The organism is Paenibacillus sp. KS-LC4 (genome assembly GCF_036894955.1).
Classification (GTDB): Bacteria; Bacillota; Bacilli; order Paenibacillales; family Paenibacillaceae; genus Pristimantibacillus.
Genome location: NZ_CP145905.1, coordinates 3699613 through 3716974, shown reverse-complemented (window position 1 = coordinate 3716974; position 17362 = coordinate 3699613). Strand labels below are relative to the sequence as shown.

The window sequence follows — 17362 nt, the reverse complement described above, 5'->3', positions numbered from 1 at the left end:
GGAGCATGAGTTACGGGATGACCAGAACGGAGATCAAAGAGATCCTATTCGAGATATTCGAACAGACCTTGGGTTTGGAACGTACCGAACTGGAGCAAACGGATACATTAAAGGAACTGGGGATCGGATCACTCAATGCCGTTGAACTGCTCGAAGCAATCAACATCCGGTTCGACCTCAGCCTGCCGACCAGCATCGTATTTGAATGTGCAGAACTTGAGTCACTGGCGGTTTACATGGAAAAGCAGCTCCATACCCTCGTACAACCTGCAAAACAAGCACAGCCGACGATATCGGGACCAATGCCGACGCTATCACCGACACCAGCACCAGCACCTACACTAGCAACGAAATCAGCAACTACTCCGCTAGTTAGCGATGCACGGGCCAAGTCTGATGAGATCGCCATCATTGGTCTGTCCGTTCGAAGTGCAGGGGCGAGCAATCAAGAAGAATTCTGGAACCTGATTCGCGACGGAAAAAAATGCATTAGCGAAATGAGCGATCCGAAGCAGCTGGAGTACATCCAAGAGCATTCGTCCAATCCGTTTCCGATCAACTATGGCATGATGGCCGACATCGACTGCTTTGACCCGCTCTTTTTTAACATCTCGGCCATCGAAGCTGAGAAGATGGATGTCACCCAGCGTATTTTGCTGGAAGAAGCGTACAAATCTTTAGAAGATGCCGGCTATACTCCGACGCAGCTGCGCGGGCAGCCCGTCGGGACCTTTATTGGAACGGCGGGTTCGTCGGCGCTCGCTCAAGATTTTTCCCATTATTCCATGCTCGGATATGACATCAGCATTCTAGCAGCCCGTATGGCGTACTATTTGGATCTGAAAGGGCCGGCGCTGGCGGTGAACACGGCTTGCTCCTCTTCGATGGTGGCGGTCGACCTTGCCTGCCAGCAGTTAAAGAGCGGGGAGATCAATCTCGCCATCGCGGGCGGAATTACGGTCTACAGCCATCCAGGCTCGTTCATCTCCATGCACAACGCCGGGATGCTGTCACCCAGTGGCGAGTGCCGTCCGTTTGATGATGGAGCGAACGGCATCGTCGTCGGCGACGGCGTCGGGGTCTTGATTCTCAAGCGTCTACGCGATGCCGAGCGGGATAACGACCACATTTATGGTCTCATCCGAGGCAGTGGCACCAACCAAGACGGCCAGACCTCCGGCATCACCGCGCCGAGCTTCCTTGCGCAGAGCCAGCTGCAAGAAACGATCTACCGCAAGTATGAGATCGACGTGGAAGACATTCAATACATCGAAGCGCATGGCACAGGCACCAAGCTGGGCGATCCCATTGAGATTCACGCCCTCAACAACACCTTCCGCAAGTTCACGACTCAGAAAGGCTTCTGCGGAATCGGTTCGCTCAAGGCAAACATTGGTCACACGACGGCTGCTGCAGGCGTGCTGGGCATAATTAAAGTCTTAATGAGCATGAAGCATGGAGAGATGCCGCCCTCCATCCAGTATGCACAGGGCAACAAGCATATCGACTTTGCCAACAGCCCGGTCTATGTCAACACAGCTCGTCGCGAGTGGACGCCAAACCGAAAAGGCAAGCGACTGGCTGCCGTCAACTCGTTCGGCTACAGCGGCACGAATGCGCATGTAGTAATCGAGGACTATCCCCATGCGTCGCGTGCGGTTTCACCGGCGATCAACGAAGCGATGCCTGGTCTGTTTGTACTGTCGGCCCACAGTGCAGAATCTCTGCAAGCCAATGCCGATGCCGCACTTCGCTACCTCCGCTCTCACCAGGACGTCTCGCTTTCCGACTTCCTGTATACCTACCAAGTGGCGAGAGAGAGCATGTCACAACGGCTTGCTATCGTTGTCAAAGACCGGGGCCAGTTGATCGGCCAGCTTGAACGCTACCTAGCAGGGTCTGGCAAGTCTGGGGAAGTCTTCGTGGGCACCGTCAGTAAAAACGGCAGCGTCAACGGGATCAATCTGGCCGACACCGAAGAGGGGCAAGCGTTCCTGCTCAGCCTGCTGCACAACTGCAAGCTCACGACGGTAGCAGAACTGTGGGTCAATGGCAATCGGATCGACTGGGAAGGGCTCTACCCGGCGGGGGCGGTCAAGCGACTGACTGGACTGCCGACCTATTCGTTTGCGAAAGAGCGCTACCCGTTGCCTGCGTATGAAAGCGTGCAGATAGGCTTCGGCAGGAAGGGGAAATCTGCCGTCAATGCCTTGCATCCGCTGCTTCATCGCAACACGTCAAACCTGAACGAAATGCGCTACAGCACCTTCTTGTCCGGCGAGGAGACCTTTCTTCGCGATCAGTTGGTGCCGGAATTCGTCCAATTGGAGATGGCGCGAGCAGCTGTGGAACAGGCTTCCTGCGCTGAGAACGAAGGCTGTACCCGCCTTCGTTTGCAAAAAATCGTCTGGGGGTCGCCGCTCACAGTAGGTGCAGACGGGCTGCAGGTGCATATTGCACTGTACATGGCCGCTAATGGCGAGATCCCCTTTGAGATTTACAATGACGAGGAAGAGCTGTACGCATCAGGAAGCGCCGTGCTGATAGAGGACGAAGCGCCGCTCCTCGATGCGTTCACCTTGCGGGAGCGAGGCGCACGCGTCACGCTGCCGATGGTGCCTTCGGAGTTTCTGCTCCATCCGCACTTGCTGGATGGCGTGCTGCAAGGCAGTTTGCCTGTCACCTTGCAAGAAGTCGTAATCTATGCCCCTTGTCCGGCTTCCATGTGGGTTGTGGCAGACGAAGGCAACTTCACGTTTTGCGACGAACAAGGCATTATTTGTTTACAAATCAGCGGTATGTTAACGCAAAATAACCGTCCTCAAGCGGTTATTACATCCACCGAGCCGTTTGTTTTGATGACCTTTGAGGAGATCTGGCAAGAACAACTCAGCAACAGCCACGCACCGTCCAGCTTAAACACGCTGCTCTGCTTCCTCTCGAATGTGGAGGCTCAGCGTGTGGTCATGGAAGCGGTGCGGGCGCTAAGCCCGCAGACGCAGGTTCTTTTCTGCGCGCAGGGAACTTCATGCCAGCAGGCACTTCGCAGCGTTCAAGAACAGCAGGGGGAAGTTGATGCCTTGCTATACCTTTGGCCGCTTGAAGACGCGTCGCTCGTAGAGGACATGAAGCCGATCCTCGACATCGTACAGGCTCTAGCGACGACGAAGCTTAAAGCCAAGAGGCTGCTGCTCGTCGGTCAGCACCGAAATGCGACCGAGCGTGCGTTCCTTGAATCATGGATCGGTTTTGAGCGCTCCTTGGGCTTGGTGCTTCCAGATACCCGAGCGGCTGTCGTGATACAAGAAGCGGAGGCCGTTTCTTTGCAGGAGAACATGCATCTTCTTCTAAACGAGCTCCGTGCTTCCAAAATCGAAAGCGTCCTCTACCAAAACGGCAAGCGTCACGTTTGCAAGGTGCAGCCGACCCGCATTCAAGCAGGCTCATCCACCTTGCTAAAATCGGGCGGCACTTACCTGATCACCGGCGGTCTGGGCGGTCTGGGCTACCTGTTCGCCGAGCATCTGGCTGGCAAGCACCCGGTCAATCTGATTTTGACCGGGCGCTCTGCGCTTGATGCTGCCAAACAGGCGAAGATTGAAGCGCTTGAAAAACGAGACAGCCACGTCTTCTATCTGCAAGCAGATGTCTGTGATCGCACGCGTATGGAGGAGGGGCTTGCAGAAGCCCGGTCAAGGTTCGGCCGTATTCACGGCGTCCTGCATGCTGCCGGCCTCGTCGGAGCCGAGAGCATTCTCGACAAGGATGACCGCAGGTTCCAGCAAGTGCTCGACCCGAAGGTTAGAGGAACGCTTCTGCTCGACGAGCTGCTGCAAGGAGAGCCGGAACTTGATTTTACCTGCTACTTCTCCTCTTCGTCGGCGATCATCGGAGACTTTGGCTCTTGCGACTATTCAATTTCCAACCGCTTCCAAATGTCCTATGGCGAGCTGCGCAAAGGGACAACATTCGTCATCAACTGGCCGCTTTGGAAAGCGGGGGGGATGCATTTTGAGAAGAAGGAAAACACGGAAGCCTACTTCAAGACCAGCGGTCAACGCTTCTTGGAAGTGGAAGAGGGCCTTGCGATTTTTGACCGCATTGTGTCGCAGAACCGCACTCAGCATCTTGTGATGGTCGGTCAGCCTAGTCGCATCGAACACATGCTGGGCCTCGCGAAGTCGGCGGTGCCCACTCCGGTGCCAGTGCATTCCGGCAGCAGCACCTCTTCAGGCAAGGGAAGACGTCCGGAGATGAAGGGATTGACGCTTGAACAGTGTGTGGAGTGGGATCTCAAGGAGCAGATCAGCTCCGTTCTCAAAATTCCGCCCACCAAATTGAATGTCGATGAAATATTGGCCGATTTTGGATTTGATTCAATCAGCTTGGCCGAGTTTGCCGGTTTTCTGTCGCAACGCTACAGCATTGCCGTGACACCCGCCTTGTTCTTTGATCATTCCACAATCAGAGCTATAACCCAGTTTTATGCGGCCACGCATGGGGAGGCCCTGCGCGACTTCTATCAAGAGCAAGTCGAATCCGCAGTAGCGATTGCGGCAGCACCTGTCACTCCAATCGTCAGCAGCCTGTCCAAGCGCCCTTCGCGCAATAAGATCGACAAGGCTCGATTCGCCGCCGGAGCAGCCGTGTGCAGTGGGCAGGAACCGATTGCGATTGTCGGGATCAGCGGCAAATTCCCGCAGGCGAGCAACGTGCAGGAGCTATGGAAAAACATCCGAGATGGGAAGGAAGCAATCACGGTTGTCCCGTCTGAACGCTGGGACTGGCGGGAAGAGAAGGGGACGGGCAAATGGGGCGGATTTGTCCCGGACGTTGACCGCTTCGATCCCTTGTTTTTTAAAATCTCGCCCAAAGAGGCGGAGTACATTGATCCGAAGCAGCGCATGTTCCTGCAGGAAGCATGGCATGCACTGGAGGATGCCGGCTATATGGGTGAGTGCATTCGTGGAGCCGCCTGCGGCGTCTATGTCGGGGTGGAAGAGGGCGAGTACGGGTTTTTGGCCGGAGAGGACAGTCCGCTGAACAGTAACCAGAACGCCACGCTCGCGGCCCGCATCTCCTATGCGCTCAACCTCAAGGGCCCGAACATGGCGATCACCGCCGCCTGCTCGTCCGGACTCGTCGCGATTCACCAAGCCTGCCAAGCTCTGCGCCAAGGCGAATGCGACATGGCGCTAGCCGGCGGTGTCAGCCTGTTGATCTCGCCAGTGATCCACAACGGCATGGGCAAGCTCGACATGCTCTCCCCGGATGGCACCTGCTTTGTGTTTGACGGGCGTGCAAATGGTCTGGTGCCGAGCGAAGCGGTAGCTGTCGTCGTACTCAAACCGCTGAGCAAAGCGCTGGAGGATGGTGATCAAATCTACGGCTGCATTAAGGGCAGCGCTGTCAATTATGATGGCCAGACGAACGGCATCACCGCGCCGAGCCCTGCGAGCCAAGCTGAGCTGCTTCATCAAGTCTACAAGCGCTTCGGCATCAACCCGGCTGACATCCAATATGTGCTCTCTCACAGCGTCGGTTCCCGATTGGGAGACCCCTTAGAGGTACAGGCGCTCATTAACGCTTTTCGCAGACACACCGATCAATCGCAATATTGTGCGCTCGGCTCGATCAAGCCGTTGATCGGGCATACATTCGCTGCATCCGGCGTCGTCAGCTTGATCTCTATGCTGATGGCGATGAAAGAGAAGATAATTCCGGCTTTGCACAACTATGAGTCAAGCAACGACTACATCAACCTGACAGACACCCCGTTTGTGATTTATACCAAGAACAGATCATGGACCACGGCCGATGAGCGCCCGCGCCTCGGTGCAGTCAGCACAACTGGCATCAGCGGCACAAACGCGCATCTTGTGGTCGAAGAATACATCCCGGCAAAGCCAGAGGGGGTCGATCACGAACCGACAGATGCGCCGCAGATCATCGTCCTCTCCGCGAAAAATCGCGAGCGTCTTGCCGACGTTGCCGCACAACTGCTGGCGTTCCTCGAAGCCGATGACAGCTTGAAGCTGCATGACATCGCGCACACGCTGCAAGTCGGCCGAGACGAGATGGAGGCGCGACTTGCGATGGTGGCACAAAGCTGCGACGAGATGATGCAAGGTTTGCGAGGCTATTTGAAAAAAGGCGACGCTCCTATCGCGCTCTATCTCGGCGACCTGAACGAGTCTCATTCCGAGCTCCATGATATTTTGGCCGTGATCAATGGAGAGAGCGTTCTTCGAGCCTTGCTGGCAGAGGGTAATCTTGGAAAGCTAGCTCTGTTCTGGGCGAAAGGTGGCAAAATTCCTTGGGAGGCGCTGCAAGGCAGAGCGTCCGCCCGTCGCATCTCCTTGCCAACCTATCCGTTTGAGCGCCGCCGCTGCTGGCTGACCGCCCCGGCAATAGCAAGAAGAGCGCTGACAACGCAGAGTCTGCCAGCAGTTGCTGCAGCTTCTGCTTCCGGGGCGGTTCCCGGCTCGGAGGAACAGGCCCCCGCCATTGCGGAGGATCTGCGGGAGCGAGTCATCGGCATAATTTCCGAACTCGTGGGGCTCACGCCTGCGGAGCTTAAGGTGGACAAGCCGCTCGACCACTACGGGTTCGACTCGATTCTGTTCATGCAGTTGCTGCAGCAAATACAAACGCAAATCGACCCGTCCTTCTCCTTCGTCAAGCTGAGCGAATGCAAATCAATGGAAGATCTGATGCGGGAGCTGGTCCCCAATGGGGTGACCAAGGCGCAGCCGAAAGCGGAAATTGTGAGCCAGACTATTGCAACGACGCAAGCACCGCTTGCAGCACCGCCGGCCCACAAGCCTGTGCAGACCAGCTTGTCGCAGTTCCCGGAGCTTGTCCTGCTGAACCAAGCTACGGAAGGCTGTCCGATTTTCTGGATGCACGGGACGGCAGGCGGCGTCGGCATTTACTCGATGATCGCCAAAGTGAGCAGCAGACCCTTCTACGGCATTAAAGCGCGTGGGTGGATGAGCAACCGTGCCCCGATTCGAGGCATATACGCGATGTCCGCGTACTACGTGCACATCATTCAAAGCGTGCAGCCAGAAGGGCCGTATGATCTCGGCGGCTATTCGCTCGGCGGACTCCTCGCCTACGAAGTGGCTCGTCAGTTGCAGGAGCTGGGGCAGAAGGTAAACTCCATCGTGTTCCTCGACACCTTGTATTCGGACAAAATCTACACCAAGACCATTTTGCCGGAAGCGATGTTTAATAGAAAAACCGCGATCTTGCAATCGGTCAACATGTCCTTGCTTACCGAGATTCAGCACGAGCCGGAGAAGATACCGACTACATTGATTCACCGTGATGATCTGGACCCGACGCTCTCGGATGAGGAATATTCCCAGCAGTTGCTGACCCTGGCTCGCGAGCGCGGCTACAAGCGCACGGATGACTACCTGTTCACGATGATTCAGAGTAGTTCTGATGTGCAGGAAGCGATCGACCGCAGCGGATTTACTATTTTGCCGATGACCAATCCGCAAGAGGTCAGCGCCTATTTCTTCCGCAACAAAAGCGGTACGTTCCTCGGGGCACTGGAACCGTACTTTAAAGTCAAGACGAGCCCCGTGTTCGATCAAGGGGATTATTGGTCCGAATTTGAACGTCAGATTGAAGATTTCCACCTATACGACATTGACTCGTCGAACCACATGATGCTGCTATCGGAACCAAAAGCAGCTGCTTCGATCCTTGCCTTCTGCCAAGAGCTCTACTCCGCATCCGGGCCGGACGCGACGTTTCTTGTATCGTTTGCCCACGAGCATCGCAGCTGCGTCGGAACCACTTCATAACGCCAAAAAGGGATTCTCACGACCCGCGTGAGCATCCCTTTTTTGTCTTCAAAATGAAGATGGGTCTGAATTTCCGTTTAGTGGCTCTATTCACCGCCTGTTTGTCCTCTGCTTCGTTTCGTTTGGGATGGGGCGTTCCCTAGGTACGCCTTCACAAGCGCGCCTTCATGGAACGGTAATTCGGCAAAATTTGCTTTTCTCAGCCTTCGCAGACACGTCCTAGTCTTTTTTGATCGCGAAGGTCAATTCCGCTTCAGCGGCCAGCTCGCCTTCGACATAAACAACGGCCTGTCCTTTGCCGATGACGCCTTTGAGCTTCGTAATGGAGACCTCGATGCGCAGTTGGTCGCCTGGAAAGACTTGGCGGCGGAAGCGAGCACCGTCAATCCCTGCCAAGAAGGCGATCTTTCCTTTAAAGTCCGGCACGCTCAACATCGCGACGCCCCCAACCTGTGCCATCGCCTCGATGATCAGCACCCCCGGCATCACCGGAAATTCTGGGAAATGTCCTTGGAAAAACATTTCGTTGATGCTGACATTTTTGATCCCCACTGCCTTGTGACCTTCTTCTACCGATTCAATTCGATCGACAAGCAGGAACGGATAACGATGCGGCAGCGTTTCGAGAATTTGGCTCGCGTTCATGAACAGACACCCTCCTTTTTTACCATATTTGGTAATGTATATAAGTATTATAGCATTCACAAGAGGAGAAAAGAAGGCATCAGTGAGGACAGGCCCGCGTTCACGCCCGACAGCGGGTGGCTCTCGCTTTTTTTTATCACATTGAAAATTCAAAGCGGCAGGGGCATCACAAGGTAGTTAAAAACTACTTTTGGGATCGCCCCTTTTTTCTTGTTTTTACCTGCTGCGGCGTGACTATCTGATTCCTGTTTTTCTCATACTAAAAGGGAAACGAACCCAAAGTACAGATAAAGGACTGATGACGGATGGATACGACGCAGCGGCAGCCTCTCTATTTGCGTTTGCGCAAGCGAATTGGGATACGTCCCGAGAAGGAAGTGACGCTTGGGCAGGCGGCGAGGCTGCTTGGCGAGTCCGAAGAGCAGGAACGGCGTCTGGGCCAAATCGTTCTATATCGTCACAGCAAGCCGGACGGCAACCGCGTCGTCATCGATCTGCTGCAAATTGTCAGCCGGCTGCGCGAGCTGGAGCCTAGTTTGACTATTGAAGCCTATGGTGATCCCCAAGTGCTGGTTATGATTGCGGATAAGCCGCCAAAGCCGCGCATTCCGCTGCTTATTTTTTCATGGCTGCTGCTGTTTTTCGGCGCAGGACTGGCGATTATGAACTTCCATACGGATGTCAGCATGAAGGAGGTCCATATTCGAATCGTCGAGCTGATTACCGGAGAGCATAATGAGCATCCGCTTTGGTTTCAAATTCCATATTCCTTCGGCATTGGGCTTGGCATGGTGCTGTTTTTCAACCATCTGTTCCGAAAAAGATTCAATGAAGAGCCGAATCCGCTTGAAGTAGAGCTGTTCACCTACCAGGAAAATGTGAACGCCTATGTGATCGCTGACGAGATGCGTAAAAAAAATGATCGCCAAACCGCTCGGAGTGAGGACGATGCTTGACCTTCCGATTCATGCTTTTATTGTTATGCTGGGCTTATCGGGAGGGCTTGCGGTAGGCAGCGGACTGGTGGCGCTGCTAACCGTGCTGGATCTTATTCCGCGATTAGCCCAAATTGCCTATGCCTACAGCATGTCCATTTGGTTTGAAACGGCGGTAATAAGCGGTGCGGTTTATTGGACATTTGCAGATTTTTTTAATTGGAAGCTTTCGCTTGCGGGCATTACGTCACAAATCGCTGTCGGGCTGCTCAATGGCATATTCGTCGGCTTGCTTGCGGCGGCGCTGACGGAAGTATTGAATGTGTTTCCCATTCTCGCCAAACGCATCCATCTATCGGACTATTTAGTTGGCCTTGTGATGGCGATGGTGCTTGGGAAGACACTTGGTTCGCTGCTGGACTGGCTTTGGTATCAATGGTAGGGAAATGGTAGGGAATGAGCAGGGTTATGCTGGAGAACTGAGGTGAGGGAAGAAGATGGATAAGGATCAGGAGCAGCACAATGAACCGGGTCAAGATTATAGGCAGGCGAGCATTCCTGGCATGATGAAGCTGGAAAATGAGCAGGACACCGAAGCGGGCAGGGAGAAGCATTCTTCCGGTAAAAGTGAGCGAGGCTGGCGGCAGGTGAAGGGATTTATTCATGCCAAGCAGCTTGTTGACGGAAATAAGGAGAACCCGCACGCGGAGAGTAGAAGCGATCACCAGCAAAAAAGGGAGGAAGGGCAGAATGGCCACGATCAGCCGCTGCATGCCCGTTCTAAAGCGCAAGGCAGCAGGCAGGGACAGCGGCAATCGCAGGGAGGAGGGAAGTCGCAAGGCAAAGAGCGAGGGCAGGATGGTCGCGAGGAGCGTATTCCTTCGGAATTGGATGATGTATTGGAGCGGCTAAAAAATGAGCTTGGCTACGGCAGCAGCTTCGATGTTGTCGTACGGGAAATGATATTCGGCGAGCGGCGGGTCGCGTTCGTGTTTATGAATGGTCTGGCAAAGGATACGCTGCAAACAGAAGTGCTGAAGCGGCTGACCTACTTGCAGCCGGATGATTTGTCCTCCGATGCGTTGCATGCCTTTCTCGATATGTATGTGCCAGCCTCTCAGGTCAAGTCCGAGCAGGATTGGAATAAGCTGCTGACGGGCATCCTCTCTGGCGGAACGGCGCTGTTCATCGACAAGGAGGCGACGGCGCTGCTTATTGACGCCAAAAACTTCCCGGCACGTTCGCCTGACGAGCCAAGCCTGGAGCGGGTCGTCCGAGGCAGCCGCGACGGCTTCGTCGAAACGCTGATGATGAATGTTTCACTGGTCAGACGAAGGCTGCGTGATCCGCAGCTGCGATACGAGCTGATGCAGATCGGCGAGCGAACACAGACGGATGTATGTATCGCCTATGTTGCTGATTTGGTAGATAAGGAATTGCTTAAATCCATTAAGGAAAAAATTTCGATGGTCAAGGTTGACGGCATTCCGCTTGCCGACAAGCAGCTGGAGGAGGCGACCGTCAAACGAGGCTGGAGCCCATTTCCGCTCGTCCGTTATTCGGAGCGACCAGACGTCGTAGCCTCACATTTGCTTGAAGGGGCAGTTGTCGTCTTCGTGGATACCTCGCCCAGCGTCATGATTTTGCCGACGACGTATTTCGATCTCGTACAGCATGCCGAGGAAAATCGCCAGACGCCGTTTATCGGCACCTATTTGCGCTGGGTGCGGTTTATTGGCATTTTCGCCTCGCTTTTTCTGCTGCCGCTCTGGCTGCTGTTCGTTATCCATCCAGAGCTGAAGCCGCAGGCGCTGGAGTTTCTCGGACCATCGAAAACAGGCAAGCTGCCGCTGCTCGTACAATTTTTATTGGCGGAGGTCGGCGTCGATCTGCTGCGGCTCGCCTCCGTGCATACGCCAACTTCGCTGGCGACGGCAATGTCGCTCGTATCAGCTATTCTCATTGGCGATATTGCGGTTCAGACGGGCATTTTCGTCAATGAGGTCATTTTGTATATGTCGGTTGCGGCCATTGGAATGTTTGCGACGCCGAGCTATGAGCTGGGGCTGGCGAACCGCATTGTCAGGCTTGTGCTAATTACGCTTGTTGCTGCCTTTCAGGTGCCGGGCTTCATTGTCGGAACGACGGTTATCCTGCTGTTTTTGTGCATGGAGCGTTCGTTCAATCGTCCTTACATGTGGCCGTTCATTCCGTTTGATTTCCGGGCGATGATGAATATCATTTTCCGGACACCGGTGCTGCAAAACCGCAAGCGGCCCAATCTGCTGCGGCCCCAGCAGCTAGATAAAATGCCCGAAACGGAGTAAAGCCGTAAATAATGCAAATGACTTGTTAAATTATCCATTACGCTTGCGGGTAGATTGCGATATACTGTTGCTATTGGTGTAAATCGAATCTATTCACATATGGAGGAATAATAACAATGTACTTGCATGGAACGAGCAAAGTTAATGCTCAGGGGCATTTGGAAATCGGCGGCTGTGACGTAACGGAGCTGGCAAAAGAATATGGTACGCCGCTATATATTGTAGATGAGGCGCTTGTGCGTCAGCGTGCAAATGAATACGTGACCGCTTTTCAAAAATCCGGCCTGCAATTTCAAGTGGCCTACGCAAGCAAAGCATTCAGCACAATGGCAATGTGTGCGCTTGCCGAACAGGAAAACCTGTCGCTGGACGTCGTTTCCGACGGAGAGCTTCATACAGCGCTGAAAGCGGGCTTCCCAGCAGCGCGTATTCATTTCCACGGCAACAATAAATCGCCGGATGAAATTAATATGGCGCTTGATGCAGGCATCGGCTGCTTCGTAGTAGATAATTCTACTGAGCTTAAAGTGCTTAATGCGCTGGCGAAGGACAAAGGCTTGACGGTTAAAATTTTGCTGCGGATTACGCCGGGTGTTGAGGCGCATACGCATGACTATATTTCCACAGGGCAACAAGATTCCAAGTTCGGCTTCGACTTGACGAATGGCGCGGCTAAACTGGCGATTAAGGAAGCGATGGAGCTGTCCAATCTGGAAGTGCTTGGCGTTCATTCCCACATCGGCTCGCAAATTTTTGAAGTAGACGGCTTTAAGATGGCTGTTGAAAAAATGTCGGCGTTTGCCATTGAAATTCGCCAGGACCTTGGCTTGACGTTCAAGGTGATCAACCTTGGCGGCGGCTTCGGCATCCGTTATGTAGATGGAGATTCCCCGCTTCCAGTTGCTCAATACGTGGCAGCGATTACGGATACGCTCATTTCCAGCTTTACGGCAGCGGAATTCCCGCTTCCTGAAATTTGGGTTGAGCCGGGCCGCAGCATCGTTGGCGATGCAGGCACAACGCTTTATACAGTTGGAACGAGCAAGGAAATTCCAGGCGTACGCAAATATATTGCGGTTGATGGCGGCATGATGGATAACCCGCGCCCTGCGCTTTATCAATCTGTATATGAAGCGGTGCTTGCAAATCGTGCGAACGAGGCAAACGAAGAGACGGTTACCGTAGCGGGCAAAGCTTGCGAAAGCGGCGACAAGCTCATTATTGATCTGGAATTGCCTAAAGCAAACAGCGGCGATCTGCTTGCAGTATTTTGCACAGGCGCTTATAATTATTCGATGGCGAGCAACTATAACCGTTTCCGCCGTCCAGCTGTCGTATTTGTCAAAGATGGTCAGTCTGATCTTGTCGTTCAGCGTGAATCTTTGGACAATATTGTCGGCAATGACTTGCTTCCGGCAAGACTTCGCAAAACAGCCCTTGCGAAATAAGGGTTAAATTTGGTAACGTAGTCTTATTCGGATATAGAAAGGTAGATGTTTAATAGATGGCAAAACAAGCGAAAATTACAATGGCAAACGGAGCAGAGGTTATTATTGACCTTTTTGATCAAGATGCGCCTAACACAGTTGCAAACTTCGAGAAGCTTGCAAACGATGGTTTTTATAATGGTTTGACTTTCCACCGCGTAATTCCGGGCTTCGTTGCTCAAGGCGGTTGTCCTACTGGAAATGGTACAGGCGGTCCTGGTTACACCATTAATTGTGAAATCAACCCGAACAAGCATGAGCGCGGATCGCTTGCAATGGCACATGCTGGACGCAACACAGGTGGAAGCCAGTTCTATATCGGCTATGCGCCACAGCCGCATTTGGATGGCGGACACACGGTATTTGGCAAGGTAGCTAAAGGCATGGAGCATGTTGATACGTTCCGCCAAGGCGAAAAAATGGAAAAAGTTGAAGTCGTAACGGTTTAATCGTTGCGGGAGGGCCGTTTGTTTTTTCGATTCGTCGGAAAAATAAACGGTTTTTTTATAAAAAATACACCCTAACAGCTGCTAATTGAGAAGCAGAATCGAAAGCTCTTGCTTTTTCAATTTTGCGGTGGTAACATTTCTTCAGAGTTACATTTTAAAAGTAAGTGAACATTTTTAAAAAATATAATACAGTGGCTTTCCTTCGGGGTCGGGTGAAATTCCCAACCGGCGGTGATCAGGAGGCTGTCTAAGCGCTTGGAACGATGAAGCGACAGATGTGCTGCCTGTCAGTCCGTGACCCGTATACAATGATTTCAGAGCGTGTGAGCGCATGAGCTGTTGTATGCGGCTGACCTGGTGCAATTCCGGGACCGACAGTACAGTCTGGATGGGAGAAGGAGACACTTTCAAGGCGTGATTTCATGCTTATTTGCCTGCGCTTTTTTTTCGCTGGGTAATTAGGTCTGTTAAAAACGATTATTTGTGTACTTGAAAGCGGGTCTCTAAGATAAACTCTCATCTCCGTTGGCTATGTTGCTAATGGAGGTTTTTTGCGTTGATGGATATTTTGAATGACAGCTATTATATGAGCTTAGCGCTGGATATGGCAGAGAAGGCGGCTGGACAGACGGATATTAATCCAATCGTTGGCTGCGTCGTTGTAAAAGACGGCCGCATTATCGGCATTGGAACGCATCTCAAGCGGGGAACGGGGCACGCTGAGGTACATGCCTTGCAAATGGCGGGCGAAGAGGCGGAGGGCGCTACAGCCTACGTGACGCTTGAGCCTTGCAGTCATTTTGGCAAGACGCCGCCTTGCTGCGAGCGCCTTATTGATGCCAAGGTGGCAAGGGTAGTCGTAGCCACGACAGATCCGAATCCGCAGGTAGCCGGGCGGGGTCTTGAACGGCTGAAGGAATGCGGCATAGAGGTTGAGGTGGGGCTTCTAGGGGAACGCTCCAACCAAATGAATGAAAAGTTTAATAAATATATTACTACGAAGCTGCCGTTTGTCACCCTTAAGACAGCGAGTACACTCGATGGGAAAATCGCTTCCCGCACCGGCGACAGCAGATGGGTAACGGGCAGTGCTGCAAGGGAGCAGGTGCATACGCTGCGCCATCAGCATATGGGCATCATGGTCGGTATCGGCACAGTGCTAGCTGATGATCCGCAGCTCACAACAAGAGCGGACGTTCCAGCGCTGCATCCGGTGCGGATTGTCATCGACAGCAGTCTCAAGCTGCCGCTCACCGCGCGCGTAGTTACGGATCGGACGGCAAGAACGATTGTTATTGCAACTGAGCAGGCGGATGACGTCAAAGCGCAAGAGCTGCTGGCTGCTGGCGTCGAGCTCATTCGGGCAGGCACGGGAGAGCAGGTTGATTTGGCGGAGGCGATGAGAAAGCTTGGCGAGCTGGAAATAGGGTCAATTTTGCTGGAGGGCGGAGGCAAGCTCAATGGCGCCATGCTAACAGCAGGACTCATCGACAAAATCATGATTTATATGGCAACCAAAATCATTGGCGGAGCAGCGGCTCCCGGCACCTTTGATTTTGAAGGCTTTGAAAAAATGGCGCAGGCTATTGAGCTTGAGCGCACACAGGTCGAGCAAGCGGGAGCTGATATTTGCATAAGCGGCTACCCGGTCTACCGTCCTGTTTAGAGAGGAGGGTTAGCCGTGTTTACGGGTCTGATTGAAGAAGTCGGCAAGCTGAAGCGAGTGGTCCAGCAGGGCGAGGCTATGGTATTGACAATTGCCGCCTCCCGCGTGCTTGAGGGTGTGGCGCTGGGCGACAGCATAGCCGTAAACGGCGTGTGTCTGACGGTCATCTCCTTTACAGGGAGCACCTTTGACGCGGATGTGATGCCGGAGACATATCGGCGCTCTAATCTTCACCAGCTAAAGCCCGGTGAACAGGTCAACCTGGAGCGTGCGATGCTGGCTGGAGGGCGTTTTGGCGGCCATATGGTGCAAGGACATATTGACGGCACAGGTACGATCACAAAAAGGGCAACCGACGCCAATGCCGTTATATTCAGCATTAAGCTGAACGATGCGGCAACACTGAAATATGTCATTCCTAAAGGCTCCATCACAATTGACGGCATCAGCCTAACCGTTGTCGACACGAATGATGCTGGCTTCTCAGTGTCGGTCATTCCGCATACGCTTGGCGAAACGGCTTTGCTGGATAAGCGCATAGGCGATTCCGTAAATATCGAATGCGATATCATCGGCAAATATGTGGAGCATTTGCTGCATTTCAAGCCAGCTCGCGAGGCTTGCGCGACTTCCGGCAGTAAAGCTGGCAAGGCAGACGGAGCGAAGCTGAGCTATGCTTTTTTAAGTGAAAATGGATTTATGTAAATAAGAATAGATGTTTTTAGTTGAAGTGGTGAACGATCAGGGAGGGAAGCTTTATGGGACAGCAGGATCAGCCTTTGGAGAAATCATTGTTTAATACGATTGAGGAGGCACTGGAGGATTTGCTGCTTGGCAAGCCCGTTATCGTTGTAGATGATGAAGATCGTGAAAATGAAGGCGACCTCATTGCGCTGGCCTCAATGGCGACGCCTGAAGTGATCAATTTTATGATTACGAAGGCGCGCGGGCTAGTGTGCGTTCCGATTACCGCAGAGCGGGCGGAGCAGCTTGAGCTGCCGCCGATGGTAGCGCGCAATACAGATTTTCATGGCACGGCATTTACCGTTTCCGTTGACCATATTTCGACAACGACCGGCATCTCTGCGCATGAGCGCTCCGAGACGGTCAAGTCGCTCATTGACCCGAATACGAAGGCAACGGATTTCCGCAAGCCGGGTCACATTTTTCCGCTAATTGCGAAGGATGGCGGTGTGCTCAGACGGGCAGGCCATACAGAGGCGGGGATTGATCTGGCTCTTATGTGCGGTTCAGAGCCAGCAGCGGTCATTTGCGAAGTTATTAATGAAGATGGCACAATGGCAAGATTGCCGGATTTGGTTGAGTTTAAGCATGAGCATGATCTCAAGCTTATTACGATTCAAGAGCTGATTGTATACCGTAATGCGAAGGAAAAGCTCGTTGAGCGTGTCGTCGAGGTTAATATGCCAACGGATTTCGGTAATTTTAAAGCGATTGGTTTTACGAATGAGGTAGATGGCAAGGAGCATGTCGCTTTTGTAAAAGGCGAGATTGATCCAGAAATTCCGCTGCTAGTGCGCGTGCACTCGGAATGCTTGACGGGTGATGTATTCCATTCGCATCGCTGTGATTGCGGACCGCAGCTTGCGGCAGCGCTGATGCAGATTGAGGAGGCCGGCAATGGCGTACTGCTCTATATGCGCCAAGAAGGGCGCGGAATCGGCCTAATCAACAAGCTCAAGGCTTATGTGCTTCAGGAGCAGGGGCTCGATACGGTCGATGCTAATTTGCAGCTTGGGTTTGCGCCGGACTTGCGCGACTACGGCATTGGAGCACAAATTTTGCGCGATCTCGGCATTCGCAAAATGCGCCTGCTCACCAACAACCCGCGAAAAATTAAAGGGCTGGAAGGGTATGGGCTGGAAGTTACTGAGCGTGTGCCGATTCAAATGGAAGCGAATAAGGACAATGACCGTTATTTGCGGACCAAGCAAGCGAAGCTCGGCCATCTGTTTCATTTTACGGATCAAAATCAAGAACAACAATAATCGTACACTCATTATAAAAATGAA

General features: G+C 53.1%; 10 protein-coding genes and 1 riboswitch. Of the genes, 9 read left to right on the top strand and 1 reads right to left on the bottom strand.

Features of this window, described 5'->3' with window-relative positions:
• The first annotated feature begins 5 nt into the window (after window positions 1–5).
• The gene (locus V5J77_RS15730; RefSeq protein WP_338551784.1) at window positions 6–7820 is read left to right on the top strand and encodes an SDR family NAD(P)-dependent oxidoreductase; all 7815 of its coding nucleotides are present in this window, start codon (window positions 6–8) and stop codon (window positions 7818–7820) included.
• A 219-nt stretch (window positions 7821–8039) separates the two neighbouring features.
• Here V5J77_RS15730 and fabZ read toward each other — a convergent pair whose 3' ends face one another.
• Window positions 8040–8465 carry a 3-hydroxyacyl-ACP dehydratase FabZ gene (fabZ, locus tag V5J77_RS15725; protein WP_338551783.1) on the bottom strand — a complete coding sequence of 142 codons (426 nt, stop codon included), beginning with the start codon at window positions 8463–8465 and terminating at the stop codon, window positions 8040–8042.
• 305 nt (window positions 8466–8770) lie between these two features.
• On the opposite strand from fabZ, the gene V5J77_RS15720 reads away from it, so the two are divergent.
• From V5J77_RS15720 to V5J77_RS15685, 8 genes are all read left to right on the top strand, one after another.
• On the top strand, window positions 8771–9421 hold the full coding sequence (locus tag V5J77_RS15720; protein WP_338551782.1) for a stage V sporulation protein AA: 651 nt from the start codon (window positions 8771–8773) through the stop codon (window positions 9419–9421).
• The gene (locus V5J77_RS15715; protein WP_338551781.1) at window positions 9414–9842 is read left to right on the top strand and encodes a stage V sporulation protein AB; all 429 of its coding nucleotides are present in this window, start codon (window positions 9414–9416) and stop codon (window positions 9840–9842) included. Before V5J77_RS15720 ends, V5J77_RS15715 begins: the two co-directional genes overlap by 8 nt.
• Window positions 9843–9897: 55 nt before the next feature.
• Window positions 9898–11727, top strand: coding sequence for a spore germination protein (locus tag V5J77_RS15710; protein ID WP_338551780.1), 1830 nt, complete (start codon window positions 9898–9900; stop codon window positions 11725–11727).
• A 116-nt stretch (window positions 11728–11843) separates the two neighbouring features.
• On the top strand, window positions 11844–13175 hold the full coding sequence (gene lysA, locus V5J77_RS15705; RefSeq protein ID WP_338551779.1) for a diaminopimelate decarboxylase: 1332 nt from the start codon (window positions 11844–11846) through the stop codon (window positions 13173–13175).
• Between the two features lie 56 nt (window positions 13176–13231).
• Entirely contained in the window at window positions 13232–13663 is a 432-nt protein-coding gene (locus V5J77_RS15700; protein WP_338551778.1) for a peptidylprolyl isomerase, read from the top strand.
• Between the two features lie 194 nt (window positions 13664–13857).
• Window positions 13858–14067: riboswitch (FMN riboswitch) on the top strand.
• 155 nt (window positions 14068–14222) lie between these two features.
• A complete protein-coding gene (gene ribD / locus V5J77_RS15695; protein ID WP_338556844.1) occupies window positions 14223–15329 on the top strand; it encodes a bifunctional diaminohydroxyphosphoribosylaminopyrimidine deaminase/5-amino-6-(5-phosphoribosylamino)uracil reductase RibD in 1107 nt (368 codons plus the stop codon).
• Between the two features lie 15 nt (window positions 15330–15344).
• The gene (gene ribE, locus V5J77_RS15690; RefSeq protein ID WP_338551777.1) at window positions 15345–16034 is read left to right on the top strand and encodes a riboflavin synthase; all 690 of its coding nucleotides are present in this window, start codon (window positions 15345–15347) and stop codon (window positions 16032–16034) included.
• A 53-nt stretch (window positions 16035–16087) separates the two neighbouring features.
• Window positions 16088–17338 carry a bifunctional 3,4-dihydroxy-2-butanone-4-phosphate synthase/GTP cyclohydrolase II gene (locus tag V5J77_RS15685; protein WP_338551776.1) on the top strand — a complete coding sequence of 417 codons (1251 nt, stop codon included), beginning with the start codon at window positions 16088–16090 and terminating at the stop codon, window positions 17336–17338.
• Window positions 17339–17362: the final 24 nt, after the last annotated feature.